Origin of the sequence: Streptomyces colwelliae (assembly GCF_048158785.1) — a bacterium.
Lineage (GTDB): Bacteria > Actinomycetota > Actinomycetes > Streptomycetales > Streptomycetaceae > Streptomyces.
The window spans coordinates 1-24,710 of record NZ_JBLTJC010000139.1; the positions used below are offsets into that span (position 1 = coordinate 1).

A 24,710-nucleotide genomic window follows, 5' to 3' on the forward strand; every position below is an offset into this window, starting at 1 on the left:
CGGACATCTCCCTGTTCCGCCCGGGTCCGGTCCAGGGCGGCATGCCCGCCCTCTTCATCGCCGCCCGCCACGGCGCCGCACCCGTCTACCCGCACCCCGACCTGGAACCGGTCCGGGCGAGCGCCACCGGCTCGCCCCCGGCCGCCGCCGCCAACCCCGCGGCGTACACCGGGTCGCCCGCACGCACCGGCGTGACCAGGACCTCGATCATCCCGCCGCAGGTCAGGCCCACCGCGAAGGCGTCCTCGTCGCTGTAGCCGAAGCGTTCGCGGACCGGCTCGCCGTCCTGGAGCGCCTGCACGCACAGGTCGTAGACCGCGCCCTCGACGCAGCCGCCGGAGACCGAGCCGATCACCGTGCCGTCGGTGTCGACGGCGAGCGCGGCGCCGGGTGGGCGCGGTGCGCTGCCGCCCACGGTGACGACGGTCGCGACGGCGAAGTCCCGGCCCTCCCGCATCCAGCGGTCCAACTCCGCAGCGATGTCAAGCACTTGGCGCCCCGCCCGCGGTCAGGACCCGGTCGGGGCGGATCGGCAGGGCACGGTGGCGGACGCCGGTGGCGTGCCAGACGGCGTTGGCGATCGCCGCGGCGGTCCCTACGACCCCGATCTCGCCGATGCCCTTGATGCCGACCGGGTCGTCCGGATCGGGGTCGTCGACCCAGTCCGCCTCGATGGCCGGTACGTCGGCGTTGGCGGAGAAGTGGTAGTTGGCGAAGTCCGGTCCGACCTGGGCGCCGGACGCCGTGTCGCGGACCGCCTCCTCGTGCAGGGCCATGGAGATGCCCCAGATCATCCCGCCGACGAACTGACCGCGCGCGGTCAGCGGGTTGACGATCCGTCCGGCGGCGAAGATGCCGAGCAGCCGTCGTACCCGGACCTCGCCGCTGGCGACATCCACGGCGACCTCGGCGAACTGCGCCCCGAAGGAATGCCGTTCCTTCTTGGCGAGCGCGGCGACGGCCTCGGCGGTGTCGCTTCGCGCGGTGATGCCGGCGGGCGGGATGTCGCCGCCCAGGGCCAGTTGCTCCCGCAGGTCGGCCGCCGCCCGCATCACCGCCCAGGCCCAGGAGCGGGTGCCCATCGAGCCTCCCGCGAACATCGCGGCTCCGAGGTCGCTGTCCCCGATGTGCACCCGGACCCGGGCCGGCTCCGTCTCCAGCGACTCCGCGGCGACCAGGGTCAGCGCGGTGCGGGCGCCGGTGCCGAGGTCCGTCGCGTTGATCCGCACGGTGTAGGTGCCGTCCGCCTCCGCGGTGACGGCCGCCGTGGACGGGCCGACCCCGACATGGAAGGTGGACGCGGCCATGCCGGTGCCGAGCAGCCAGCGCCCGTCGCGGCGCACGCCGGGGCGGGGATCGCGGTCGGCCCAGCCGAAGCGCCGGGCGCCCTCGTCGAAGCAGGCGAGCAGGTTGCGGCTGCTGAAGGGGAGTCCGGAGACGGGCCCCACCGTGGGTTCGTTGCGGACGCGCAGGGCGATCGGGTCGAGGCCGCACTTCTCGGCGAGTTCGTCGAGCGCGGACTCCAGCGCGAAGGATCCCGGCGCCTCCCCCGGGGCGCGCATGAAGGTGGGGGTCGGCAGGTCGAGCCGTACGACCCGGAACGCCGTGCGGTGGGCGTCGGCGTCGTACAGCGGGCGTCCGAACGCGGCGCTCGGTTCGACGAATTCGTGCGTGGTCGAGGTGAGGCTGAGTGCCTGGTGGTCGAGGGCGCGCAGCCGGCCGTCGGGGTCGGCGCCGAGCCTGACGCGTTGGGTGGTGGGGCTGCGGTAGCCGACCAGGGAGAACATCTGACGGCGCGTCAACACCACGCGGACCGGGCGCTGGAGAACGGTCGCGGCCATCACGGCGGCCACCTGGTGCGGTCGTACTCCCTTGGATCCGAAGCCGCCGCCGACGTGTTCGGACCGCACCCGCACGGCCGCCGGGTCGAGGGAGAAGAGTTTCGCGAGTTCGCCTGCCACCCACACGGTGCTCTGGTTGGAGTCGACGACGTCGAGCCGGCCGGCCTCCCAACGGGCCGTCGCGGCATGGGGTTCCAGTGGGCTGTGGTGCTCCTCGGGTGTCGTGTACTCCTCGTCGACGACCACGGCGGACCGGGCGAGGGCGTCCTCCACGTCGCCCTTCACCACCTCGGCCGGGCCGACGGGCGAGCCCGCGGGCAGGTAGGCGTCGGGGTGCCCGGCGTAGAACGCGATGTCGTGCGGCTCTACGTCGTAGTCGACCACCAGCGCCTCGGCGGCCTCCCTGGCCTGCTCGGACGTCTCGGCGACGACCAGCGCCACCGGCCAGCCCACGTAAGGGACTCGGTCGTGCTGGAAGAGTCCGAGGGCCGGGTCCGGCGGGCCCACGACACTCATGTAGTCGGTGGTGACCCGCGGTGTGTTCTCGTGGTGCAGGACGGCGAGGACGCCGGGCATCGCGAGCACCGGGCCGGCCTGGACGGTGCGGATGCGGCCTCGGGCGACGGTGGACAACACCAGCCAGCCGTGGGCGAGTTCGTCGAAGGAGAAGTCTCCCGCGTAGCGGGCCGCGCCGGTGACCTTGTCCCGTCCCTCGACGCGGGTGTGGGCGGTTCCGAAGGCACCCGTCGACCGGACGGCCTGAGTCGTGGTGGTCATCAAGCGGTCTCCTCGGCGAGTTCGGTCAGTACGGCCACGACGAGATTGCGCAGCAGGGTGACCTTGTAGGCGTTGTCCGACAGGGGCTCGGCGGCGGCCAGTTCGGCGTCCGCGGCCGCCATGAACGCCTCGGCGCTCACCGGTCCCCCGGTCAGCACCCGCTCGGCCCGCCGCGCCCGCCACGGCCGTGACGCCACCGCCCCGAAAGCCAGCCGTACCTCGCGCACGACACCGTCGCGCACGTCGAGGGCGGCGGCGACCGAGCCGATCGCGAACGCGAAGGAGGCACGCTCGCGCACCTTCCGGTAGCGCGAGTTGGCGGCGACCGGGGCGGGCGGCAGCGTGACCCCGGTGATCAGCGCGCCCGGCGGCAGCGCGGTCTCGCGGTGCGGGGTGTCGCCGACGGGGAGATAGAGGTCCGCGAGTGCCAACTCACCCGGCCCGGAGGCGGTTTGGTACGACACGACCGCGTCGAAGGCCGCCAGCGCCACCGCCATGTCGGAGGGGTGGGTGGCCACGCAGTGCTCGGAGGCACCGAGGATCGCGTGGTTGCGGTGCTCGCCCTTCAGCGCGGGGCAACCACTGCCGGGGGCCCGCTTGTTGCAGGGCTGGGTCACGTCGGTGAAGTAGGCGCAGCGGGTGCGCTGGAGCAGATTTCCGCCGACCGTGGCCATGTTGCGCAACTGTCCGGAGGCGGCGGCCAGCACCGCCTGGGCCAACGCCGGGTAGCGGAGCCGCACTTCGGGATGCGCGGCGAGGTCGCTGTTGGTGACGGTGGCGCCGATGCGCAGGCCGCCGTCCGCCGTCGACTCGACGCGGTCCAGGGGCAGTTCGCGTACGTCGACGAGCCGCGTGGGACGCTCCACGCCGGCCTTCATCAGGTCGACGAGATTGGTGCCGCCGCCGAGGAAACGGGCGTCGGGCTCGGCGTCGAGCAGCGCGACCGCGCCGGAGACGTCGAGCACCCGCCGGTACTCGAACTCCCTCATGCCACGGCCTCCTTGAAGTCGTCCTGTTCCTCCTCGGCCCGCGGTGCTTCCGCCCCCCGCGCCTCGGCCGCCCGGGCGACCGCCTGCACGATCGACACATAGGCGCCGCACCGGCACAGGTTGCCGCTCATCCGCTCCCGGATCTCCTCGGCGGTGAGGGGTGGCGGCCCCGCCTCGGGCCGTACGTCGGCGGTGACGGCGCTGGGCCAGCCCGCCGCGTGCTCCTCGATCACCGCGAGGGCCGAACAGATCTGGCCGGGAGTGCAGTAGCCGCACTGGTAACCGTCGAGGTCGAGGAACGCCTGCTGCACGGGATGCAGCCGGCCGTCGTCGGCCAGGCCTTCGATGGTGGTGACGGCGCGCCCCTCGGCGGCCACCGCCAGCTGGAGGCAGGAGACGACCCGGCGGCCGTCGAGCAGCACCGTGCAGGCCCCGCACTGCCCCTGGTCGCAGCCCTTTTTCGTGCCGGTGAGGTCGAGGTGTTCGCGCAGGGCGTCGAGCAGGGTGGCGCGGTGATCGACGGGCAGCGTGTGCTTCTCTCCGTTGATGTTCAGTGTGATGACGCTGGACGTCGATGGGGCCATGATCAGCCTTCTCTCGCGGATGTGGGGCGCGTCGAAGTCGGACGAGGAGATCCCTGAGCCCACGGGTCGCACGAGAATTCCGGTCGGTGACCGGTCCGGCCGTTCGCGCAGCCCGTTCTGCCGGTAGAGTGGGCTCTAAGCGGACAACTGTCCGCTATCCAGTGAACCTAACGGACAGCTGTCCGCTTAGCAAGGTCGGCTCTGCCGTTTTTCCCGGAAGGAGGAGGAGTGCGCGAAGAGTTGGGCGCGCCACAGCGCTCGGACGCCCAGCGGAACCGCGAGCGCATCCTCGAAGTGGCGCTCGCCGAGCTGACGCTCGCGGCGGACGTTCCGCTGAGCGCGATCGCCAGGAAGGCCTGTGTCGGACAGGGCACGTTCTACCGCAACTTCCCCAACCGCGAAGCACTCCTGCTGGAGATCTACCGCCACGAGATGCAGCAGGTCGCCGATGCGGCGGCCCTGTTGCTGGAGAAGAGCGCGCCGGACCGGGCACTGCGGGAGTGGATGGACCGCCTCGCCCAGTTCGCCCGGGCCAAGGTCGGCCTGGCCGGGGCGCTGCGGCAGGCGGCCGGAGCGTCCGGCACGCCGGCCAAGCCTGGGCACGGCGTGGTGACGGAGGCCGTCGCTCTGCTGCTGCGGGCGAACGACGAGGCCGGCACCATCCGCCCGGGCGTCACCTCCGACGACTTCTTTCTCGCCATCGCGGGCCTGTGGCAGATCGATCCGAACGGCGACTGGCAGGGGCGCGCCGGGCGGCTCCTGGACCTGGTCATGGACGGACTGCGGGCGGGAGCGCCCGGACGCTGACCCGCGTCCCTCACCGCTCGGCAATCTCCACGGAAAACCCGAATGCGCCCGCTTGTTCGGTTCTGCGACCATGCCGGAATGATCGACCGACTCGAACCGCTGGTCATCCGGCACACGTTCCGCGTCCCCCTCCCCTCAGGTCCCGTGGGTGAAGGCGCCATCGCTGCGCGGCAGTTCGACGCCGTGCTGCTCTCCGTGGGCTTCAAGCTCTCCGCGGACCTGCTGGAACGGCTGTCGGGGCTGTCCGAGGAGACGGTCGTCGGCATTGCCGGGCGCACCCTGCCGATCGTCCGCGAGCTGGTCGGCGATCACGTCCAGCACAACGCGTACTTCATCGACTTCCCGGTCAACGTGCCTGCCACGGAAGACTTCTGGATGGCGTGCGTCGCCGACGCGCTCCGCGACGAGAAGACCCCGGCCGCGACGCTCAAGCAGTTGCGGACCGGGGTGGTGAATCTGCTCAGTCTGCCGACCTACGGCAGGTACCAGCACACGTACGCCGAACTGCTGGCCGCGCAGGACGAGTTGATCGCGGCGGCGGGCGACCGGATCACGGTGCTGCACGCGGGCGGTGACCTGGCCGGCGAACTCACTGCCCTCTACCTGGCGTTGGCCGGGAGCACCACACCCCTGGCCGAGGAGCACCGGCAGGATCTGTGGGCGCTGGCGGAGCGGTGTGCCGACGGGCCGCAGCCCGAGGTGATCCCGGTCCGGGAGAACCGCGCGCTCGTCAACCAGGCCCGCCTGACCGCGGGTTCGGAGCTGCTGGTGGACACCGTCACCGACGTGCTGCGGCTGGCCTGCGCCCTGTCGGACGGCGATGTGACGCTGGCGGAGCCGACCCGCTTCCGTTCACTGTCCCGTCCGGTACGGCGGGCACTGCTCGCGGCGCTCGACTCCGTGATCGCCGCGTCTCCCGCCAAACTCGCCGACGTGGGCGCGCACCGCGAGGAGTGGAAGCGGCTCGGTGAGCGGCTGCACCCGCACGAGTACCCGCGATGGCCGCAGGCGGCCGAGGTGTTCGCGGTCGCGCGGGGCGAGCTGAAGGCGCCTTCGTTCGACAGTCGGGTCGAGGAACTCCTCGCTCAGAGCGACCTGTTGGGCGCGGTGGAGCTGCTGAAGTCCGCGCCCGGCAAGCTGTTCCGCGCGCTGGACCGGCTGCTGCGCACGGCGCTCACGCAGGAGGAGCGCGACGCCGTGGTGGCCGCCGCCGAGCAGGTCGCGCCCGAGGTGTCGGGCCGGGTCGTGCTGTCGGTGCGCGAGCATCTGCACAACAGGGCCCGGGAGACCGGGGAGTTGCGGGTCTTCGTGAACCGGCGCGGCCGCGCCTGGGTGACCGACGACGAGCGGGCGACCGTAGGGCCGGTGGAGCGGGAGCGGCTGATGGCCGTGCTCGACGACGAGACGCGGCGTCGACTGCCTTCTCCTGAGCGGCTGTTGATCGATCCGGACGTGCTGGACGTGGCGCTGCCGTTGAGCGGGAAGGCGACGGCGGCCGGGCTCGGGGTGCTGCCGCGCGGGTCGTTGTCGGCGGTGGAGGGCGAGTTGCTGCGGTTCTTCGTGTACTGGAAGGAGAGCGAGCGGCGCACCGACTTCGATCTGTCGGCGCTGATGCTCAACGCTGACTACTCGACGAACACGTGGCTGTCGTACACCTCGCTCACCGAGGTCGAGGGCGAGCACTCCGGTGACATCGTCGAAGCGCCGGACGGGGCCTCGGAGTTCATCAACCTGCGGCTGGGTGCCGTACGCGGGGCGTTCGTCGTGCCGCAGGTCAACATCTTCGCCGGGGAGGGGTTCGAGGAGGTCGAGGAGTCGTTCTTCGGGTTCATGCTGCGCGAGGGTGAGCAGCGGGGGCGGCCGTTCGAGCCGCGTACCGTGCGGATGAAGTCGGAGTTGCGCGGCGCGGGCCGGGTCGCGCTGCCGCTGGTGTTCCTGCGCGGAAAGGACGGCCGCTGGCAGGCGAAGTGGCTGCATCTGTACCTCAAGGGCAGCCCGTCCGCGAACCGGGTGGAGGAGAACCGGGTGACGGTGGCGAACCTGCTGCGCGGCATCGTCGAGCGTGAGCAGCTCACCGTGCGCCATCTCGTCGGCCTGATGAGCGGGGACGCGACGAAGGTGACCCTGTGGGACGGCGAGACGGTCCCGGACGGACCGGTCACCTTCATCGGTATGAGCCGCCCGGCCGAGCTGCCCGCCGGATCTCTTGTCGTCACTCTCGAAAATCTGCGCGACCTGATCCCCGCCTGACTGCTAACGTCGACCCCGGCGAGGCCATGGACGGACTTCCTTCTCCACCACTCTCTGAAATCAGTCCGTCCGCTTTCCTCGCCCTCGACGTTCCGTGAGGGGTGCCCCAGGGCGCCCCTCACGTTCTTTTTCCGCTGAAACCTCACTTCACAGACTTGTGGGACAATCCTCTATGCGCGGACGAAAGGCCACTCCAGTGAGCGGAACGAACGACGGGTCCGGGTACGACAGCCTTCGGCTCGACCGCACCGGTCAGGCCGAGGCCTTCGATGCCATCGGGGACCGGTACGACGAGGCCTTCCCGCACAAGGAGGGCCAGGTCGGCGCCGGTGACTGGCTGATCGAGTCCCTCGGTCCGGGCGCCCGCGTGCTGGACCTCGGCTCCGGCACCGGTGTGCCGACCGCCCGGCAGCTGGCCGACGCGGGTTTCGAGGTCATCGGCGTGGACTTCTCCGCCCGGATGGTGACGCTGGCCCGGGAGTACGTCCCCACCGCCACGTTCCACCAGCTCGACCTCGCCGACCTGCGCCCGGGCGGATCCCGTGACCTGGGCCGTTTCGATGCCGTCGCCGCGTTCTTCTCCCTGCTGATGCTCCCGCGCGCGGAGATCCCGCTCGCGCTGCGCACGATCCACCACCTGCTGACCCCGGGCGGTCTGCTCGCCCTGTCGATGGTGGAGGCCCATGTGGACGACTTCGAGATCCCCTTCCTCGGCAACACGATCAGGGTCTCCGGCTATCTCCTCGAAGACCTGCACAAGATCCTGGACGCCGCCGGCTTCGAGATCGTGAAGGAGAACTCCTACACCTACGCCCCGGCGACCGCCGACGTCCCGCCCGAGGAACAGGTCTTCCTCTGCTGCCGACGGCGCGACTGAGGTCGTAGGACCGACACGGCGGCCGCTGCCGCACCAGTGACGGGACGGATGCGTGACGGAGCAACCCAGCCCCCGCGAAGGCCCCGCCGGAACCGCCCGGCGAGGTGGTTCGTCGAGCGGCCCGGCGCCCGTCGTACCGCTCGGACGGACGCCCGTGCGGCAGATGGACCGGCTCCAATACCTGGACGTGGCCACCCGGCGGATCGCCCGCGGGATGGACCTGGACGAGACGCTGCGGGAACTGCGGTGGGCGGCGGTGCCCGCCTTCGCCGACGCGATCGTCATCCACCTGCACGATCCGCTGCCCGTCGGGGACGAGAAGTCGGCGGCGCCCGTCGTCCTTCAGCTGCACAGCATCGACCGGGCGCCGGAGGCCAGGTCCGCGCTGCTGATGCCGCACGCCGAGTACGCGAGCGTGGCCGAGCGGGTGCAGCCCGTGTTCGCCGGCCGGCTCGCGAAGCTGCTCCTGGCCGGGCGTCCGGCCTTCGGCGACACCCCGGGCATCCACCCCGCGGTGGCCGAACTGCTCGGCCCCGCGGCGAGCGCGCACGGCACACTGCCGCCGGGCCGCCGGCTGATCATCGCCCCGCTGCACGGCCGCCACCACGTCATGGGCACCGTCGTCCTGCTGCGCCGCCCCGACCGCTCCGCGTTCACCACCGACGACCTGCTCGTCGCCTCCCAGCTCGCCACCCACACCGCGATCGGCGTCCAGAAGGCGGTGATGTACGGCCACGAGGCCTCCGTCGCGGACACGCTCCAGCACACCATGCTCCCGTCCTCGCTGCCCGAGCCGACCGGCATCCAGCTGGCCAGCCGCTATCTGCCCGCTTCGAAGACCGCGCAGGTCGGCGGCGACTGGTACGACGCGATCCCGCTGCCCGGCAGCCGGGTCGCGCTGATCGTCGGCGACGTCATGGGCCACTCCATGACCTCCGCCGCGATCATGGGCCAGCTGCGCACCATCGTGCAGACCCTCGCCGGCCTCGACCTGCCCCCGCACGAGGTCCTCCACCACCTCGACGAACAGGCCCAGCGGCTCGGCAGCGACCACATCGCGACCTGCCTGTACGCGATCTACGACCCGATCTCGCACCGCCTGCTCATGGCCAACGCCGGCCACCCGCCCGCCGTACTGCTGCGCCCGAACGGCCATGCCGAGGTCCTTCAGGTCCCGCCGGGCGCGCCGATCGGCGTCGGCGGGGTCGGCTTCGAGTCCGTGGAGATGCCCGCGCCCACCGGCACCACGCTGGTCCTGTACACCGACGGTCTGGTCGAGTCCCGCGACACGGACGTGGGGACCGGCGTCGAGGCCCTGCGCACCCACCTCCAGTCGACCCCGCACCGGCACCGCCTCTCCTCGCTGGAGCGGCTGTGCGACCGCATCCTCACCGCACTGGCGCCTGGCCCCCGCGACGACGACATCGCCCTGCTCACCGCCCGCTTCGAGGGCTTCCCGCCGGACAGCGTCGGCTACTGGCACCTCGACCCCCACCCCCTCACCGCGGGCCAGGCCCGCCGGCTGACCCGCAGGGTGCTGCGCCGCTGGGGCCTGGACGCCCTCCTCGACACCACGGAGCTCCTGGTCAGCGAGGTCGTCACGAACGCCGTGCGGTACGCCTCCCGCCCCATTTCGCTACGGCTGCTGCGCACCGACGTGCTGCGCTGCGAGGTGACCGACGACTCGCCCCAGGTGCCCCGGATGCGTCAGGCCGCGCCGGGCGACGAGGGCGGCCGAGGCCTGTTCCTGGTCGACCGGCTCGCCCAGCGCTGGGGGGCGACGCGGCTGAGCACGGGGAAGGTCGTGTGGTTCGAGCAGCAGATCCCGAAGGACCAGCCGATCCAAGGGAGTTGACAGTCGTAGGGGCGGGTTCAGACCGGCCCGACACCCGTCCCGCCCTTGAGGCGTTCCAGGTCGGACGGGCGGACCTGGATCACGACGACGGCGATCAGCGCGGCGACGACCGTGAAGATCGCGGCCATCACGAACGCGGCCGACACCCCCGCGGTGAGGACCTGATCGCCCCAGGTGCCCGGGAGTTGGCCGGTGCGCTGGAAGCGGAGACGTTCGGCCGGGGTCGCCTGGGACAGGAACGCGGGGATCTGGTCCTTCGCCTCGTTCCTGCTGGCCGTGCCGAACATCGTGACCAGGATGGACAGCCCCAGCGAACCACCCACCTGCTGCGTCACGTTGAGGAGTCCGGAGGCCGCGCCGGTCTCCTGGACGGGCACGTCGGAGAGCGCCATCAACGTCAGCGACACGAACTCCATGCCCATCCCCAGGCTGAACACCAGCATCGGGCCGAGCACGCTGCCCAGGTACGTGGAGTCGACGTCCGTCAGCGTCAGCCAGGACAGACCGCCCGCCGCGAGGATCGCGCCCACCACCATGAACGGCTTGGGGCCGTAGGTCGGCAGGAACCGTGAGGCCAGGCCCGCGCCGACCGCGATGACGGCACTGACGGGCAGGAAGGCGAGGCCGGCCGCGAGCGGGCTGAAGCCCAGGACGTCCTGCACGAAGAGCGTGAGGAAGAAGAACATGCCGAAGATCGCGGCGGCGAGGCAGAGCATGATGCCGTACGTCCCGGCCCGGTTGCGGTCGCGGAACATGTGCAGCGGGGTGATCGGCTGCCGGGAGCGCCGCTCGACCAGCACGAACAGGGCGAGGACGACCACGGCCGCGCCGAACGAGGCCAGGGTGAGCCCGTCGCTCCAGCCCTCCTGCGCGGCCCGGATGAAGCCGTAGACCAGCAACACCATGCCCACGGTGGAGGTCAGCGCGCCGGTGATGTCGAAGCGGCCCGGGTGGCGTTCGGACTCCTTGATCCAGCGCGGGGTGGCGAGGACGATGAGCAGTCCGATCGGGACGTTGACGAAGAGCACCCACCGCCAGTTCAGCCACTCGACGAGGATCCCGCCCATCAGCAGTCCGATCGCGCCGCCGCCGGCCGAGACACCGGCGAAGACCCCGAATGCCCGGTTGCGTTCCGGGCCTTCGCGGAACGTCGTGCTGATCAGGGCGAGCGAGGTCGGCGAGGCGATGGCACCGCCGACGCCCTGGAGGGCGCGTGCCGCGAGGAGTTGGCCGGAGTTCTGGGACAACCCGCCGAGCAGGGACGCGAGTACGAAGAGCAGCACGCCGAACACGAACACCCGCCGCCGGCCGAGGATGTCCCCGGCCCTGCCACCGAGCAGCAGCAGACCGCCGAAGGTGAGGGTGTACGCGTTGACGACCCAGGCCAGGCTGGTCGTGGAGAACCCCAGCGAGCTCTGGATGTGCGGAAGCGCGATGTTCACGATGGTGATGTCGAGAACCACCATCAGCTGACAGGAGGCGATCACCAGCAGCGCCATCGTGCTCCCGCCACCGCCGGTCTCCCGGGTGGTGGTCTGGGCTGTGGAGGCTTGCTGAGGGCTGCTGCTCATGGTGGTTCGCACTCACGGGAGATCAGTGAACGACTCCGTCCACTACACGCTCACCGTTCGACGGTACGCCCGCCCCCTGCTCCCCACCACTCGATCATCACGGGCCCAGGCGCTAGGTTCACACATGACAGGACATGGGGAGAAGCCATTGGTGACCGGGGTCGTCGCAGACGGACGGACGCTGTCCTACGGCGATGTCGTCGCCGTCGCCCACCATGGTGCCCAAGTCGCCCTGGCGGACGGCGTGTTGTCGCGCCTGGCACGTGAACGGGCGGTCGTGGACGACGTGGTCGACCGCCAGATCCCGACGTACGGCCTGACGACCGGACTGGGCGCCCGCTCCTCCTACGCCCTGCCCCGCACGGAACTCGACGCGTTCAGCGTCCGCACGGTCCGGGGCCGGGCGAACGCGGTCGGCGATCCGCTGCCGACCCCGGTCGTACGCGCCGCCCTCCTCGCCCGGATCAACGGCCTCGCGGGCGGCGGCAGCGGAGTGCGGCCGGAGATCGTACGGCTGCTCGTCGACCTGCTCAACGCGCGGGTGCACCCGGTGATCCCCGAGGTGGGGTCGATCGGCGCGTCCGACCTGTGCCAGATGGCGCACGTCGGTCTGGTCGTCATCGGCGAGGGCGGCGCGGAGTGGAACGGCGAGCTGCTGGACGGCGCCACGGCCCTGCGCCGAGCCGGTCTCACCCCCGCCCGACTCGGCCCGAAGGACGGCCATGTCCTGTGCAGCGCAAGCCCGTTGGCGGCCGGCGTCGGCGCCCTCGCCCTGCACGAGGCGGGCGCTCTGCTCGCCCTGGCGCAGGCGGTCACGGCACTGACCTACGAGGGCTTCCGCGCCAACACCAGCCCGCTCGACCCCCGGGTGCTGGCGTTGCGCCCCGCGCCCGGACAGTCCCGCGCGGCCGGCGAGTTGCTCACCCTGCTGGCCGACGGCGAGTTGACCGACCCACGCAACGCCCGCCGCGTCCAGGACCCGGTCAGCCTGCGCTGCGCCGCGCAGGTGCACGGTGCCGGGTATGCGGCGCTGGACTTCGCGGATGCGGCGCTGGCACCGGAGTTGAACGGGTGCGGGGACAACCCGGTGGTGCTGATCGGTGCCGGGGGCGACCTGGAGGGGCCGCCCGGCGCCGGAGACGACCCTCAAGTGCCGGGCGGCACAGGCGAGATCCTCTCGTCCGGGAACTTCCACACCCCCGCCCTGGCCCTCGCCCTCGACACCCTCGCGCTGGCCCTGACCCAGACCGCCGCCGTGTCCGCCGAGCGGATGCGACGGCTGCTGGACCCGGCTGTCAGCGGGCTGCCCGCGAACCTCTCGCCGTACGGTCCGGAGCGTTCGGGGTTCGCGCCGCTGGTGAAGACGGCGCAGGCGCTCGTCGCCGAGACGCGGATGCTGTCCGTGCCGGTGTGCGTCGATCCCCGGCAGGGCGCGGACTCCGTGGAGGACGACTCGACCAACGCGGCGCTCGGCGCGCGGCGGTTGACGACGATGCTCACGCGGCTGCGCCAACTGCTCGCCGTGGAGGCGGTGGTGGCCGCGCAGGCGGTGGATCTGGCGGCGCCTGCCGCACTGGGGCGGGGGCCGGAGTTCCTGCACCGCGCGATCCGGAAGGTCGTGCCCACCCTGGACGACGACCGGCCGCACGGGGTGGACGTGGAGACGGTGAGCCGCGACATCCTGGGGTCCGACGACGTCCGCAGCACACTGAACGCCTTGGCGGGAGAAGCGACATGACCAACGTCGACGTACACCAGCATCTGTGGACCCCTTCGCTGGTGACGGCTCTGCGCGCCCGCCGCGAACCGCCGTACCTGGACGGCTGGACGCTGTTCCTGGACGGTGAGCCGCCCTTCGACATACCGCCCGCCGACCACGACATCGCCCGGCGCGCGGACATCGCCGCCGCCGACGGTCTCGGCCGGGTGCTCGTCTCGCTGTCCGCCCCGATCGGCGTGGAGTGGCTGCCCGAGGCCGAGGCGCGGCCCCTGCTCGACGCCTATCACGACGGCGCGGCGGCGCTGCCCGAGCCGTTCGGGGCGTGGGCCGCGGCCTGCGTCCGGGACATCGACGCGGACGCGACCGCCAAGGACCTCGACCGGGGCTTCGCCGGGCTCCAGCTCCCCGCCAACTCCCTTGCCGACGCGGCTGGTTACGCCCGCTGCGCCCCGCTCCTCGACCTGCTCGAAGAACGCGACCTGCCGCTCTTCGTCCACCCGGGGCCCGCGGTGGGCTCCTCGGCGGACCCCGCCTGGTGGCCCGCGCTGGTCCCGTACGTCCAGCAGATGCACGCCAGTTGGTACGCCTTCCGCGCCTCCGGCCGCCCCCGCCATCCACGCCTCCGCGTGTGCTTCGCCCTGCTGGCCGGACTCGCCCCACTCCACGGCGAACGGCTGGCGGCCCGTGGCGGACAGCAACAGGAGGGCGACCCGGGCGTGTTCGTCGAGACGTCGTCCTACGGCCCCACCGCCGTCGACGCGATCGTGCGCGCGCTGGGCGTGAACGCCGTGGTCCAGGGCTCGGACCGGCCCTACGCGGAGCCGCCCCGCCACCCGGGGTACGGGTTGGGCGGGGCGGCGGCCTACGCCTTTCGCATCGCCAATCCGCGACGGCTCCTCACCGGGGAAGGGTGACCGGACGGGTGCGGTTCTCTGGGTGACGGCCCGTCAATTCGCCGCGTTCATCAGGTCGAGCGCGCTCTGTTGCCGGGCCGCGTCGGTGGAGTCCAGCGGCCCGGCCCAGTGAAGGCCGTACGCGTCGAGGGAGTTCCGGTCGTTCGCGTACGCGCTGTCGGCCTGGCGTTTGATGTAGGCGGTGTAAGGGCGGTCGGACAGACGGGAGTTGAAGGCGCTCAGACCCCGGACGTACGCACCCTTGAAGGACGGCCCGTCCCCGCCACAGCCGCTCGTCTCGCACGGTTCCCGCAGGATTCCACCGGAGTTGAGGGCCGTCGACGTGGTCGAGGCGTCACCGATCTGGCGGCCTGTGGTGAGGAGAGCGGAGTCCCCGGTCGCCCGGTACAGCTCCGACAGGCCGCCGAGCAGCACGCCCTGGTTGTACGACCACGTCGTGTCGCCGTTGTTGCCGCAAGTCGCCAGGTTGATCCCGTCGTTGACCAGATGGGAGCCGTTGATCATGCCGGTGCCCTTGAACCACGACCACTCGGCGTTCGCTCGGCCGAGATACGTCGTGTCGCCCGCGATGCGGTTGTGCAGGGCGGCGTTCAGCTCCAGGTAGAGGGAGTTGGCGATGGCGTTCTTGTAGGTCTTGGCGGTGCTCCACCACACTCCGCCGCCACAGGTGTTGTCCCAGTACCGCGCCATGTAATCGGCGTCCGCGCGGGCCGTGTTGAGGTAGCGGCTGTCGCCGGTGAGGTCGTACGCGTCGACCCAGGCCAGCCCCCACCAGCCCGTGTCGTCGATGTAGTCGTTGGTGAAGTTGCCGCCCTGGGCGGAGAGGTTGCGGTCGTAGGTGTTGGCGATCGCGTACTTGTAGCTGCCCATTCCGGTGACGCGGGCGTTGTCGATGAGGGCGGTCAGGGCGTTGGCCGAGTTCCACCAGCCGGTGGTGTCGAAGAGGCCGGTACCCAGGTTGTAGGACTGCATCAGCGCGGTGGCGGCGGCGGTCGGGCGGCTGCCCGCGTTCCACGTCGTGCGGGCCCACGCCGTACAGGCGATCTCGGCCCGGTCCCCCGCCTTGCCGCAGGCTCGCAGGGCGCCCACGCCGAGGGCGTTCCAGTCGTCGACGTTGTACATCAGGGTGCGCCAACCGCCTTGCCCCGCGGGGACGGTGGTGTCGCCGAGCTTGCTGCCGGAGCTCCAGGTGCGGCCGCCGTCGAAGGAGCGGTCGAGCCAGACCTCGTCGCCGGGGCTGCCGTTGGTGATGGAGGCCCAGCCCATCGCGTCGGCGTCGTCGACGTGCAGGGCGATGCCGCGGGAGTAGATGCTCGTGCTCACCGGCTGGCGGTCACCCGGGGAGAGGGCCGGGTCGCGGGCGTCGCAGTACTTGTTGCAGATCGACGCCTGGGCGGCGGCGGTCGCGACGCCGGTGGACACCGGCATGAACAGGGCCAGGGCGGCGATCAGGCCGGTCCCAACTCTCCCGATACGTCGTGGTGTTGAGGTCATGCCGGCTCCATGAGTGTGGGGGGGGGATACGAGCGGTCAGCCCAGGCGCCACTGCTGGTTGGCACCGCCGTTGCAGCTCCAGAGTTCCAGCGCGATGCCGTTGACGTTGCCGGCGGCCTGGTCGCCCCCGGTGACATCGAGGCAGAGGCCCGACTGGGTGCCGGTGATCGTGCCGTTGGGGTTGAGGCTCCACTTCTGGTTGGCGCCGCCGTTGCAGCCGTAGAGCTGCACCTTGGTGCCGTTGCTGGTCTGGTTGTCGTAGGCGTCCAGGCACTGGGTGCCGCCGTAGAGCCGGAGTTCACCGGCGGCGGTGATGGTCACGGCCTGGTTGGTGCCGCCGCCGCAGTCCCAGATCTCGATCTTGGTGCCGGGGGTGGTCTCGCCGTTGTAGGCGTCGAGGCAGCGGTTGGAGGAGGCGCCGATCAGCGGGTGGGTGGTGCCGACGCTGGTGCCGCTGCCGACGGAGACCCGGTACATGACCGAGCCGTGGCCGGGGACGCTCGCCGAGATGGTGCCGCTGGTGCTGCTGACGACGTGCGACCAGAGGTTGTTGAGCTTGTACGACGATGCTGAGGGGAGGCCGGCCGCCGTCGCGGAGGTGGTGATGGTGGCGGCGGAGGAGTTCTCGTTGAAGAGGACCACCGAGACGTCACCGTTGGCGAGGGGCTTGGAAAGGACGTGCAGGCCGCCCGAGTTGGAGATCTCGGCGCCCTGCTTGCCGAGGGAGTCCTGGTCCACGGCGATGACGTCCTTGTTGCCGTAGAGGGAGAGGGTCGCGGCGGTGGCCTTGCGCAGGTCGGTGCCCGCGATCAGCGGTGCGGCCATCTCCGACCAGAGGCTGAAGTGGGAGCGGTCCTCGGTGAACGACATGCCGTTGCCGACCTCCAGCATGTCGGGGTCGTTCCAGGCGCCCGGCTTGGCGTACGCGGCGAGTTTGACGTTGGCCTTGTAAATGGACACCACGGTCGAGAAGTTGACGTTGATGTCGTCGGTCGTGCGCCAGCTGTTGCCGACGCCCGCGCCCCAGGTCCACACGTCGGCGAGGCCCCAGTTGCAGAGGCTGTAGACGATCGGGCGGCCGGTGTTGGCCAGCGCGTCGCGCATCGCCGTGTAGCGCTGCTGGTCGGGCACGTTCTGGTGGTTGCAGTTGTCGTACTTCAGGTAGTCGACGCCCCACGCGGCGAAGCTGTTGGCGTCGGTCTGCTCATGGCCGAGGCTGCCGGGGTAGCCCGCGCAGGTGGCGGTACCGGCGCTCTCGTAGATGCCGAGCTTGAGGCCCTTGCTGTGCACGTAGGCGGCGGTGCCGCTGATGCCGTTCGGGAACTTGACCGGATCCGGGACGAGTTGGCCGGCGGAGTTGCGGGCCGAGGTCATCCAGCAGTCGTCGATGTTGACGTACTGATACCCGGCGTCCTTCAGCCCGGAAGAGACGAGGTAGTCGGCGGTCTGCTCGACCAGTTGCTCGGTCACGTTGCAGCCGAAGGCGTTCCAGTCGTTCCAGCCCATCGGGGGCGTCCTGGCGAGCCCGTTGTCGAGGGCCTGTGCGGGCGGCGCGGCGCGCAGCACCAGCAGGGCCGGGACGAGGGCCAGCAGGAGCACCATCGTGAGGGTGGCGCTCAGACGTCTCTTGAGGCGTGACGGGACGGCCATGTCGATGTCTCCTGTTTCGCCGTGTGGGGCCGGACGAACTCACCTGTGGAAACGTAACCATCGTGAAGGTTCCAGCAGCGGAGCCTCATCGTCAATGGTCCGGACCAAAACGTCCCGGAGGTGAACTGCCCGTGTTGTCAGATGCGTTGACGACCTCATGAGTCGATGACAACGTTTCCATCGTCCGCATGCCCGCTGCCCGCATGCCCGCATGCCCGCTGCCCGCATGCCCGCGTCCTTGGACCTTGGAGGCCCCATGTCCGTGCGTCCTTCCCGCCGAGTGATGATCGGTTCCGGCCTGGCCGCAGCCCTGACGGCGGCGGCCGCCACACCCTCTTTCGCGGCCGAACGCCCAAGCGCCGCACGGGCGTTGTCCCGCGCCAAGACCGCGTACGCCACGCTGAGAAGACACTTCGACGCGACCGACGGCTCCGGGCTGGTCCGCGAACAGATTCCGGCGGCGGCCGGCGACAACCCGTACTCCTACGAATGGCCCTTCTCGCAGGTGCACATCGCCGCGCTCGATCTCACCGTCGTGGACCCGGAGTTCGAGCCGGAACTGACCCGACGCTCGGCGGCGCAGGAACACTTCTGGAACGCGAACGGCGGAACCACCAAGCTGCCCGGCTACGCCTCCTACCCGGTCGCGCCGTACGGCGCGGGCGGGGACATGTTCTACGACGACAACGAATGGGTCGGGCTGGCCAAGGTCCAACGGCATCTTCAGACCGGAGATGCCGCCGCGCTGGCCCGAGCGAAGGAGATCTTCGCCCTGGTCAAGTCCGGCTGGGACACCGACAGCAGCCATGCCGCACCCGGCGGGGTCTTCTGGACGCAGGCCGACTGGAGCCACGACCGCAACACCGTCTCGAACATGCCGGGCGCCCAACTCGCCCTGCGCCTGCACCAGATCACCGGCGAGGCCGAATACCTGGACTGGGCGAAACGCTTCTACGACTGGACGAACGCGCATCTCCAGAGTCCAACTGGCCTGTACTGGGACCACCTTGACCTGCAAGGGACCGTCGAGAAGACCGTCTGGTCCTACAACCAGGGCGTGCCGGTCGGCGTCGCCGTGCTGCTGTACGAGATCACCCGGGACCGCGCCTATCTGCGCCAGGCGGAGCGGGTTGCCGCCGCCGCGTACGCCTACTACCTCACCCAGGGGCGGCTGTTCACTCAGCCGGTGTTCTTCAACTCGATCTTCTTCAAGAACCTGCTGCTCCTGGAGTCGGTGACCGGAAAGGACACCTATCACCGGGCGATGGCCGACTACGCCGACCAGGTGTGGGACACGATGCGCGATCCCGCCACCGGCCTCGTGCACTTCGACTCGGCCGGCGGGACGCAGGCGATCCAGCAGGCGGCCCTCGTGCAGCTCTACGCCGTGCTCGCCTGGCCGCGTACCAAGTGGCGGACGCTGTACTGACGTTACGGGTGTCCGATCTCCCCCGTGCCGCGCGCGATCAGCTGCACCGGGAGGACGGTCCGGTGCGAGGGGCTGTCGTCGCCGTCGATGCGGTCCAGCAGGATGTGGGCGGCACGGCGGCCGAGTTCCTCGGTGTCGGAGGTGACGACGGTGACCGGGGTGGGGAGCATGTCGGCGAGCTTGAAGTCGTCGAACCCCACTACGGCTACGGAGACTTGGAGGTCACGGCAGGCCCGCAGCACGCCCTCGGTGAGGAAGCCCGTGGTGGAGAAGACCGCGGTGGGCGGGTTCGCGGAGGTGAGCAGGGCGCGGGTGGCGGCCTCGGCTTCCTCGGTGGTGCCGCGGCGCAGGGTGACGACCAGGTCGTTGTCGGGCTCGATGCCGCTGCGGCGCAACGCCTTGCGGTAGCCGCGCAGTCGTCGGCCGGTGCTGTAGTACGAGGGCGCGACGAGGATCGCGATACGGCGGTGGCCCTGGGCGACGAGGTGCTGGGTGGCCTTGTGTCCGCCGTCCTCGTTGTCGACGAGGACGACATCGGCCTCGGCGCCGGTGGCCGGCCGGTCGACGAAGACGATGGGCACGTGGTCGTGGCCGTTGATCTCGTTGAGGAAGGCGTGGTCGCCCTGGTCGGGGACGATGATGAGCCCGGCGACCCGGCGGCCGATCAGCTCGCCGACGGCCCGGCGCTCGACCTCGGGGTCCTCGTCGGCGGTGCTCAACAGGACTGCGTAGCCTGCCTCGTTGGCGACCTCGACGGCGGCCTTGGCGAGGGAGGCGTAGAACGGGTTGGTGAGGTCGCCGAGCAGCAGCCCGATGGTCATCGAGTTCTGGCCGGGGCGCAGCGAGCGGGCGATCTCGTTGCGCTGGTAACCGATCGCGGTGATCGCCGCGTTCACGCGCTCGGCTGTCTCCTCGCGGACCGTGCCGATGCCGTTGACGACGCGGGAGACGGTGACGACGGCGACTCCGGCCCGCTCCGCGACGTCGCGCATCGTGGGCCTGGTGTTCTGGCGGTGCGGGGGACGACTGCTCACGTGAGTTGAAGACCAACCTTCCATCGCGTACCAGGGGCCGGGACCGTCCTCAGGATACGTATCGGGTCCCGGCCCGCCGCTCGGCCCGGGACGCTAACTGTTGTTCTTGATCACATCGTTGATCTTGCCGGTCATCGTCTGGAGGTCGGAGAGCGGCTTCTTGCCGTTGAGGATGTCCGGCCAGTAGGCGGTGATCAAGTCGTTCGACTGGCTGGCCCATTGGGTGGTGAAGCGCACGCCGATGGTGGTCGGCGTGTTCAGTCCCGCCTTGACGGTGGCGGCGACGGTCGTCTGGCCGGCCTTGTCGAGAGCGCCGAAGTAGGCGCTCTGGGCGGAGAGATAGGCCGGTGCCGCGACCGGGGAGTCGGGCAGCACCTTGGTCCACACCGTGGAGTCGAGGTACTTGAGGACCTTGAAGGTGGCGTCGGCGTTCTGGGTGTACGACGGGGTGCAGATGCCCACGGCGTCGTACAGCGTGGCGGGCTTGGTCACCTGGGGCAGGGGCGCGAAGCCGTACTTGATCTTCGGCTTGTCGGTGAGGAAGCCGGCGGCCAGCCACTGGCCGCTCCACAGCATCGGGATCTGTCCGGCGGCGAACAGGCCCTGCTGGTTGCTGATGTCGTAGCCGGGCGGCGCGATGGCCCCGCTCTTGATGCCCGCCACGACCTTGCTGACGCCCTCGGTGTACGTCGTGTCGATGGTGGTCTTGGTGGGCTGGTGCACGTTGTCGGCGAAGGGCTTGCCACCGGCGGAAAGCGCGTACGTGCTGAGGGAGAAGGGGCCGTCCGTGGAGGTCAACGCGTCGGCGACCAGGCCGTACTTGGCGCCCTTGGCGTGCAGTTTGGCAGCCGCGTCGAACATCTGGTCCCAGGTCCAGCCGGCGGCGGGCACGGTGATTCCGGCGGCCTTGAAGGCGTCGATGTCGTACCAGATGCCGTAGGTGTTCAGCAGGGAGGGAACGCCGCCTATTTTGCCGTCGGCGGTCTTCCAGTTCTTCATGGTGGACGAGACGAAGCTGCTCGCGCCGAAGTCGCTGGAGCCGGAGAGCCGGGAGGCCCAGTCGGTGAGCAGGCCCTGGCTGGTGTACTGCTGCTCGGTGTCGTTGCCGCACCAGAACAGGTCGGGGAGCTTCTTGGCCTGGGTGAGGGCGGCGAGCTTGTCGCTGTAGTTGCCGTTCGGGGTGTCGATGCGCTTGACCGTGATGTTCGGGTCGTGGAAGCCGGTCAGGGCCTGGTCGATGGCCTTGTTGGTGGCGGCGGACTCCCAGGTCATGAGGGTGACCGTGGCCTTGCCGTCCGACTGCTTCCCGGACGAGCCGCCGCAGGCCGCCGCCGCGAGCAGTCCCCCCGCCGACAGCAACACTCCGGCGCAGCGGATCCATCGTTTCATCGTGGCCTCCTGATACCTGGCTGGCATACGGCTCGTAGGTGGGTCGGGGTCCAAATCGGCGCCGGTCAGCGCTGGTTGACGGTGCCCAGGGCGCTCAGGCCCTGGATGAAGTAGCGCTGGGCGACGAAGAACACGATCAGTGGCGGGAGCATGTAGAGCAGGTTGGTGGCCATGTAGAGGTTCCAGTCCGGGGTCTGTCCCGCGAACTGGGTGACGAAGGACGCCATGCCCACGCTCAGCGGCCACTTCTGGGACGAGTACAGGTAGATGAGCGGGTTGAGGTAGTCGTTCCAGGACATCTGGAAGGCCAGGATTGACATCGTTATCCAGGCGGGCTTCGTGATCGGCAGCATCACGCTGAAGAAGATGCGGACGTGTCCCGCGCCGTCGACCTTGGCCGCCTCGTCGATGGAGTGCGGGATCGACAGGAAGTACTGACGGGCCAGGAAGATGAAGAGCGGATTGCCGCCCAGGAAGGCCGGGACGATCAGCGGCAGCCAGGTGTCGTACCAGCCGATGTCCTTGAAGAGCTGGAACAGCGGGATGATGCCGACCACCGGGGGCAGCAGCATGCTGCCGACGAAGACGTAGAACCAGACCTTCCGGCCGGGGAAGCGCAGCCGGGCCAGGGCGTAGCCCGCCATCATCGAGGTCATCACCCCGCCGATCACCGAAAGACCGGTGATGACAAGGGAGTTGAGCAGCAGGCGCGGGAAGTGGATGACCTTCGGTCCGTCGATGAAGTTCTTGAAGTGGAACTCGTGGGGCAGCAGTTTCGGCGGGACCTCGAAGACCGCGGAGGGGCCCTTCAGCGCGACGGTGAGCATCCAGAGGATGGGCAGGATCATCACCGAGCTGATCAGCAGCGCGACGGCGTACCAGGATGCTGTGCGTACGGCTCTGCCGGGCGGCTTCGTCGCTGGGGCGGCCGGTGTCGGCGCGGTCGTCGGCGCCCTGGTGACGTCAGGAGACGTGGTCACTGTAGGTCCAAATCGACGAGAAGCGGGCGGTGGCGGCGATCACGACGACGATGACGAGGAAGAGCACCCACACCTGGGCGGAGGCGTAGCCGAACTGGGAGACCTGCCCGAGCCGGGGGAAGCCGTTGTCGTAGATCGACAGCATCAGGGTCCTGGTGCTGAACCCGGGACCGCCCTGATTGTCCGGCGAGAGGATCTTCGGCTGGTTGAACGCCTGAAGGGCGGTCACCATCTGGAGGACCACCTGAAGGATCATGATCGGGCTGATCAGCGGGAGGGTGATCCGGAAGAACACCGTGCGGGGGCCCGCGCCGTCGAGCCTGGCCGCCTCGTACAGCTCGGTGGGGACCGCCTGGAGCGCGGCGAGGAAGATGATCATCGTGGAGCCGACGCTCCACAGCATGACGATCACGATCGACGGCATCGCGGAGTCGTCCCCCGACAGCCACTCGCTGGTGGGCAGGTGGAGCCAGTTCAACACCTGGTTGGCCAGGCCGACTTGGGGGTTGAACACGAACTTCCAGAGCGTGATCGTGGCCACCACGGGCAGTACGACCGGCAGATAGCACAGGGTGCGCAGCAGGCCGACGCCCCGCATCCGCTGGTTGCAGAACACCGCCAGGGCCAGCCCGATGGCCAGCGACAGCGGCACGTACAGGACGACGAGCAGCAGCGTGGCGCGCACCGAAGGCCAGAAGGACGGGTCGGTCGTGAACATCCGGCGGAAGTTGTCGAGGCCGACGAACTTCGGGTCCGTCAGGCCGTTGTACGTCGTCAGCGCGAAATAGGCGGAGCGGAACAGGGGGTAGACGACGAACGCCGTGAAGCCGATGAGCGCCGGGGCCAGGAACACGTATGCGGCCAGGGTGTCCGAGGAGCGCTTGGGTGGTCGCCGCCAGGGTCGTCCTCGACGCCCCGGACTCCCCCGGCCGGGCGGCCGGTCGACGGGTGGTGCGGTGGTTCGCGTCTCTTGGTGCGGAGCGGCTGTCACACGCGCTCACCTTCTTCCTCCGAGGAGTTGACGATCACTCGGATCACGCGGACCCGACCGTCTGGTGGTCGTCGGCCCGCTCAAGGTAACGTTTCCATTCCCTGGCGATCACACGGTGGCCCACGCCACATGAGCGAGTCAAGAGGCGCGATGGTAACGTTTCCCGGATCAACATCCGGAACAGTGTGGGCAGTTCCGGAGTCGCTGAGCACGCTCGGGCGGCGGCTGGCCGGCGAGCTGCGGGGTGGTCCGGCGACGGGGATCGTCGAGCGGTGTCTGACCAATACGTGGGCGACGGCGATGAGTTGGGGTGCTTCGTCGGGTGGGGTGCCGGACGAGCTGTCAGCCGGCAAGTCGGCCGGGGCGTCGGGCGCGTTCTCGGAAGTCTTCGTCAGGACCGGTGATATTCCGGCGATGTGGCTGCGGGACAGTACGGCGCAGGTCCGTCCCTACCTCGCCGTGGCCACGGACCCGGAGGTCGGTGACGTCCTGGCCGCCGTCTCGCGCCGCCAGATCCGCTGCGTTCTGCTGGACCCGTACGCCAACGCCTTCAACGACGGCCCCACCGGCGCGCACGGCGAACCCGGGGATCGGCCCGCGCCGGGCGACTGGGTGTGGGAGCGCAAGTACGAACTCGACTCCCTCTGCGCGCCGTTGCAGCTCGCGTACGCGATCCGGCGGGCGACGGGCCGCGAGGACCATCTCGACGAGGCGTTCCACCGTGCGGCCTGGGTGATCGTCCGGCTGTGGCGGGCGGAGCAGTCCCACGCTCACTCGCCCTACCGGTTCGTCCGGCCGTCCGGCCCCTTCGCCGGGGACAGCCTGCCGCTCAACGGCCGTGGTGCGGAGGTCGGTTGGACCGGGATGACGTGGTCGGGCTTCCGGCCGAGCGACGACGCCTGCGCCCACGGCTATCTGGTCCCGGCCAACGCGCTGGCGTCGGCGAGCCTGCACGGACTCGCCGAACTGGCGGCCGCGGTCCTGGACGACACCGAACTCGCCCATGAGTGCTGGCGGTTGGCCGATGAGATCGACGCCGGGATCCTGACGCACGCGGTGACCGAGGTCGATGGCGAGTCCGTCCTCGCCTACGAGGTCGACGGCCTCGGCGCGGCGCTGCTCTGCGACGACGCCAACCTCCCGAGTCTGCTGAGCCTTCCGCTGAGCGGTTGGTGCGCGCCCGAGGATCCGCTGTACCGGGCCACCCGGCGCTTCGCGCTCTCCGGGGCGAACCCTTCCTATTTCAGCGGGAGTTACGCGTCCGGGATCGGCAGTACGCACACGCCGGACCGCCACATCTGGCCGCTCGCGATCGCCACCGCCGGCCTGACGGGCGACGCGGACGAAGCGGCCCGGGCCCTGGAGACCCTGGCCGCCACCACCGCCGGTACCGGTCTCATGCACGAGAGTTTCCATGTCGACGCGCCGGGCCGGTTCACCCGGGACTGGTTCGGCTGGGCGAACGCGATGTTCTGCGAGCTTGCCCTGGAGGTGTGTGGGGGTGGGGTGCGGCATCTGTTTCCGGTACATCCGCGGGCGTTGCCTGGTGGGTCGGGGG

At 70.3% G+C, this 24,710-nt stretch carries 19 protein-coding genes and 1 pseudogene; 9 read left to right on the forward strand and 11 right to left on the reverse strand.

Going from position 1 to position 24,710, the window contains the following annotated elements:
- Positions 1-131: pseudogene (locus ACNFOC_RS26805) on the forward strand (hypothetical protein); the annotation flags it as partial.
- On the opposite strand, the gene ACNFOC_RS26810 reads toward ACNFOC_RS26805, so the two are convergent.
- From ACNFOC_RS26810 to ACNFOC_RS26825, 4 genes are read right to left on the reverse strand one after another with little or no spacing between them, the layout of a single operon-like run.
- Positions 86-490, reverse strand: a complete 405-nt coding sequence (locus tag ACNFOC_RS26810; RefSeq protein WP_521985286.1) for an XdhC family protein — start codon at positions 488-490, stop codon at positions 86-88. The pseudogene ACNFOC_RS26805 and the gene ACNFOC_RS26810 sit on opposite strands and share 46 nt — an antisense overlap.
- Positions 483-2,618, reverse strand: coding sequence for a xanthine dehydrogenase family protein molybdopterin-binding subunit (locus ACNFOC_RS26815; protein WP_416961646.1), 2,136 nt, complete (start codon positions 2,616-2,618; stop codon positions 483-485). The genes ACNFOC_RS26810 and ACNFOC_RS26815 overlap by 8 nt, the downstream gene beginning before the upstream one ends.
- Entirely contained in the window at positions 2,618-3,607 is a 990-nt protein-coding gene (locus ACNFOC_RS26820) for an FAD binding domain-containing protein (protein ID WP_416961647.1), read from the reverse strand. The genes ACNFOC_RS26815 and ACNFOC_RS26820 overlap by 1 nt, the downstream gene beginning before the upstream one ends.
- Positions 3,604-4,191 carry a 2Fe-2S iron-sulfur cluster-binding protein gene (locus tag ACNFOC_RS26825; RefSeq protein WP_416961648.1) on the reverse strand — a complete coding sequence of 196 codons (588 nt, stop codon included), beginning with the start codon at positions 4,189-4,191 and terminating at the stop codon, positions 3,604-3,606. The genes ACNFOC_RS26820 and ACNFOC_RS26825 overlap by 4 nt, the downstream gene beginning before the upstream one ends.
- A gap of 228 nt (positions 4,192-4,419) precedes the next feature.
- Here ACNFOC_RS26825 and ACNFOC_RS26830 point away from each other — a divergent pair, with 228 nt between their 5' ends.
- The 4 genes from ACNFOC_RS26830 to ACNFOC_RS26845 all read left to right on the forward strand — a co-directional run bounded on the left by ACNFOC_RS26830 (position 4,420) and on the right by ACNFOC_RS26845 (position 9,980).
- On the forward strand, positions 4,420-4,998 hold the full coding sequence (locus ACNFOC_RS26830) for a TetR/AcrR family transcriptional regulator (protein ID WP_416961649.1): 579 nt from the start codon (positions 4,420-4,422) through the stop codon (positions 4,996-4,998).
- A 78-nt stretch (positions 4,999-5,076) separates the two neighbouring features.
- Complete coding sequence (locus ACNFOC_RS26835; protein WP_416961650.1) at positions 5,077-7,248, forward strand: TerD family protein; 2,172 nt, start codon at positions 5,077-5,079, stop codon at positions 7,246-7,248.
- A 172-nt stretch (positions 7,249-7,420) separates the two neighbouring features.
- Positions 7,421-8,125 carry a class I SAM-dependent DNA methyltransferase gene (locus ACNFOC_RS26840; RefSeq protein ID WP_416961651.1) on the forward strand — a complete coding sequence of 235 codons (705 nt, stop codon included), beginning with the start codon at positions 7,421-7,423 and terminating at the stop codon, positions 8,123-8,125.
- 163 nt (positions 8,126-8,288) lie between these two features.
- Positions 8,289-9,980 (forward strand): SpoIIE family protein phosphatase, encoded by a 1,692-nt coding sequence (locus tag ACNFOC_RS26845; RefSeq protein WP_416961662.1) that lies wholly within the window; start codon positions 8,289-8,291, stop codon positions 9,978-9,980.
- A 17-nt stretch (positions 9,981-9,997) separates the two neighbouring features.
- Here ACNFOC_RS26845 and ACNFOC_RS26850 read toward each other — a convergent pair whose 3' ends face one another.
- Positions 9,998-11,479 (reverse strand): MFS transporter, encoded by a 1,482-nt coding sequence (locus tag ACNFOC_RS26850; RefSeq protein WP_416961663.1) that lies wholly within the window; start codon positions 11,477-11,479, stop codon positions 9,998-10,000.
- A 223-nt stretch (positions 11,480-11,702) separates the two neighbouring features.
- Between ACNFOC_RS26850 and ACNFOC_RS26855 the strand changes: the two genes are divergently transcribed.
- Together ACNFOC_RS26855 and ACNFOC_RS26860 are read left to right on the forward strand one after the other, a co-directional pair.
- Positions 11,703-13,289, forward strand: coding sequence for an aromatic amino acid lyase (locus ACNFOC_RS26855; protein WP_416961652.1), 1,587 nt, complete (start codon positions 11,703-11,705; stop codon positions 13,287-13,289).
- A complete protein-coding gene (locus tag ACNFOC_RS26860) occupies positions 13,286-14,185 on the forward strand; it encodes an amidohydrolase family protein (protein ID WP_416961653.1) in 900 nt (299 codons plus the stop codon). Before ACNFOC_RS26855 ends, ACNFOC_RS26860 begins: the two co-directional genes overlap by 4 nt.
- 33 nt (positions 14,186-14,218) lie before the next feature.
- On the opposite strand, the gene ACNFOC_RS26865 is transcribed toward ACNFOC_RS26860, so the two are convergent.
- Together ACNFOC_RS26865 and ACNFOC_RS26870 are read right to left on the reverse strand one after the other, a co-directional pair.
- Entirely contained in the window at positions 14,219-15,679 is a 1,461-nt protein-coding gene (locus ACNFOC_RS26865) for a glycoside hydrolase family 76 protein (protein ID WP_416961654.1), read from the reverse strand.
- Between the two features lie 36 nt (positions 15,680-15,715).
- Complete coding sequence (locus ACNFOC_RS26870; protein ID WP_416961655.1) at positions 15,716-17,329, reverse strand: glycoside hydrolase family 27 protein; 1,614 nt, start codon at positions 17,327-17,329, stop codon at positions 15,716-15,718.
- Between the two features lie 256 nt (positions 17,330-17,585).
- Between ACNFOC_RS26870 and ACNFOC_RS26875 the strand changes: the two genes are divergently transcribed.
- Positions 17,586-18,758, forward strand: a complete 1,173-nt coding sequence (locus ACNFOC_RS26875) for a glycoside hydrolase family 76 protein (protein WP_416961656.1) — start codon at positions 17,586-17,588, stop codon at positions 18,756-18,758.
- A 2-nt stretch (positions 18,759-18,760) separates the two neighbouring features.
- Here ACNFOC_RS26875 and ACNFOC_RS26880 read toward each other — a convergent pair whose 3' ends face one another.
- The 4 genes from ACNFOC_RS26880 to ACNFOC_RS26895 form a co-directional block, all read right to left on the reverse strand.
- Positions 18,761-19,792 carry a LacI family DNA-binding transcriptional regulator gene (locus tag ACNFOC_RS26880; RefSeq protein WP_416961657.1) on the reverse strand — a complete coding sequence of 344 codons (1,032 nt, stop codon included), beginning with the start codon at positions 19,790-19,792 and terminating at the stop codon, positions 18,761-18,763.
- 93 nt (positions 19,793-19,885) lie between these two features.
- Positions 19,886-21,181, reverse strand: coding sequence for an ABC transporter substrate-binding protein (locus ACNFOC_RS26885; RefSeq protein ID WP_416961658.1), 1,296 nt, complete (start codon positions 21,179-21,181; stop codon positions 19,886-19,888).
- A 65-nt stretch (positions 21,182-21,246) separates the two neighbouring features.
- Complete coding sequence (locus tag ACNFOC_RS26890; protein ID WP_416961659.1) at positions 21,247-22,161, reverse strand: carbohydrate ABC transporter permease; 915 nt, start codon at positions 22,159-22,161, stop codon at positions 21,247-21,249.
- Positions 22,145-23,014, reverse strand: coding sequence for a carbohydrate ABC transporter permease (locus ACNFOC_RS26895; RefSeq protein WP_416961660.1), 870 nt, complete (start codon positions 23,012-23,014; stop codon positions 22,145-22,147). Before ACNFOC_RS26895 ends, ACNFOC_RS26890 begins: the two co-directional genes overlap by 17 nt.
- Before the next feature lie 321 nt (positions 23,015-23,335).
- On the opposite strand from ACNFOC_RS26895, the gene ACNFOC_RS26900 reads away from it, so the two are divergent.
- A partial coding sequence (locus tag ACNFOC_RS26900) for a glycoside hydrolase family 125 protein (protein WP_416961661.1) occupies positions 23,336-24,710 on the forward strand: 1,375 nt, incomplete at its 3' end.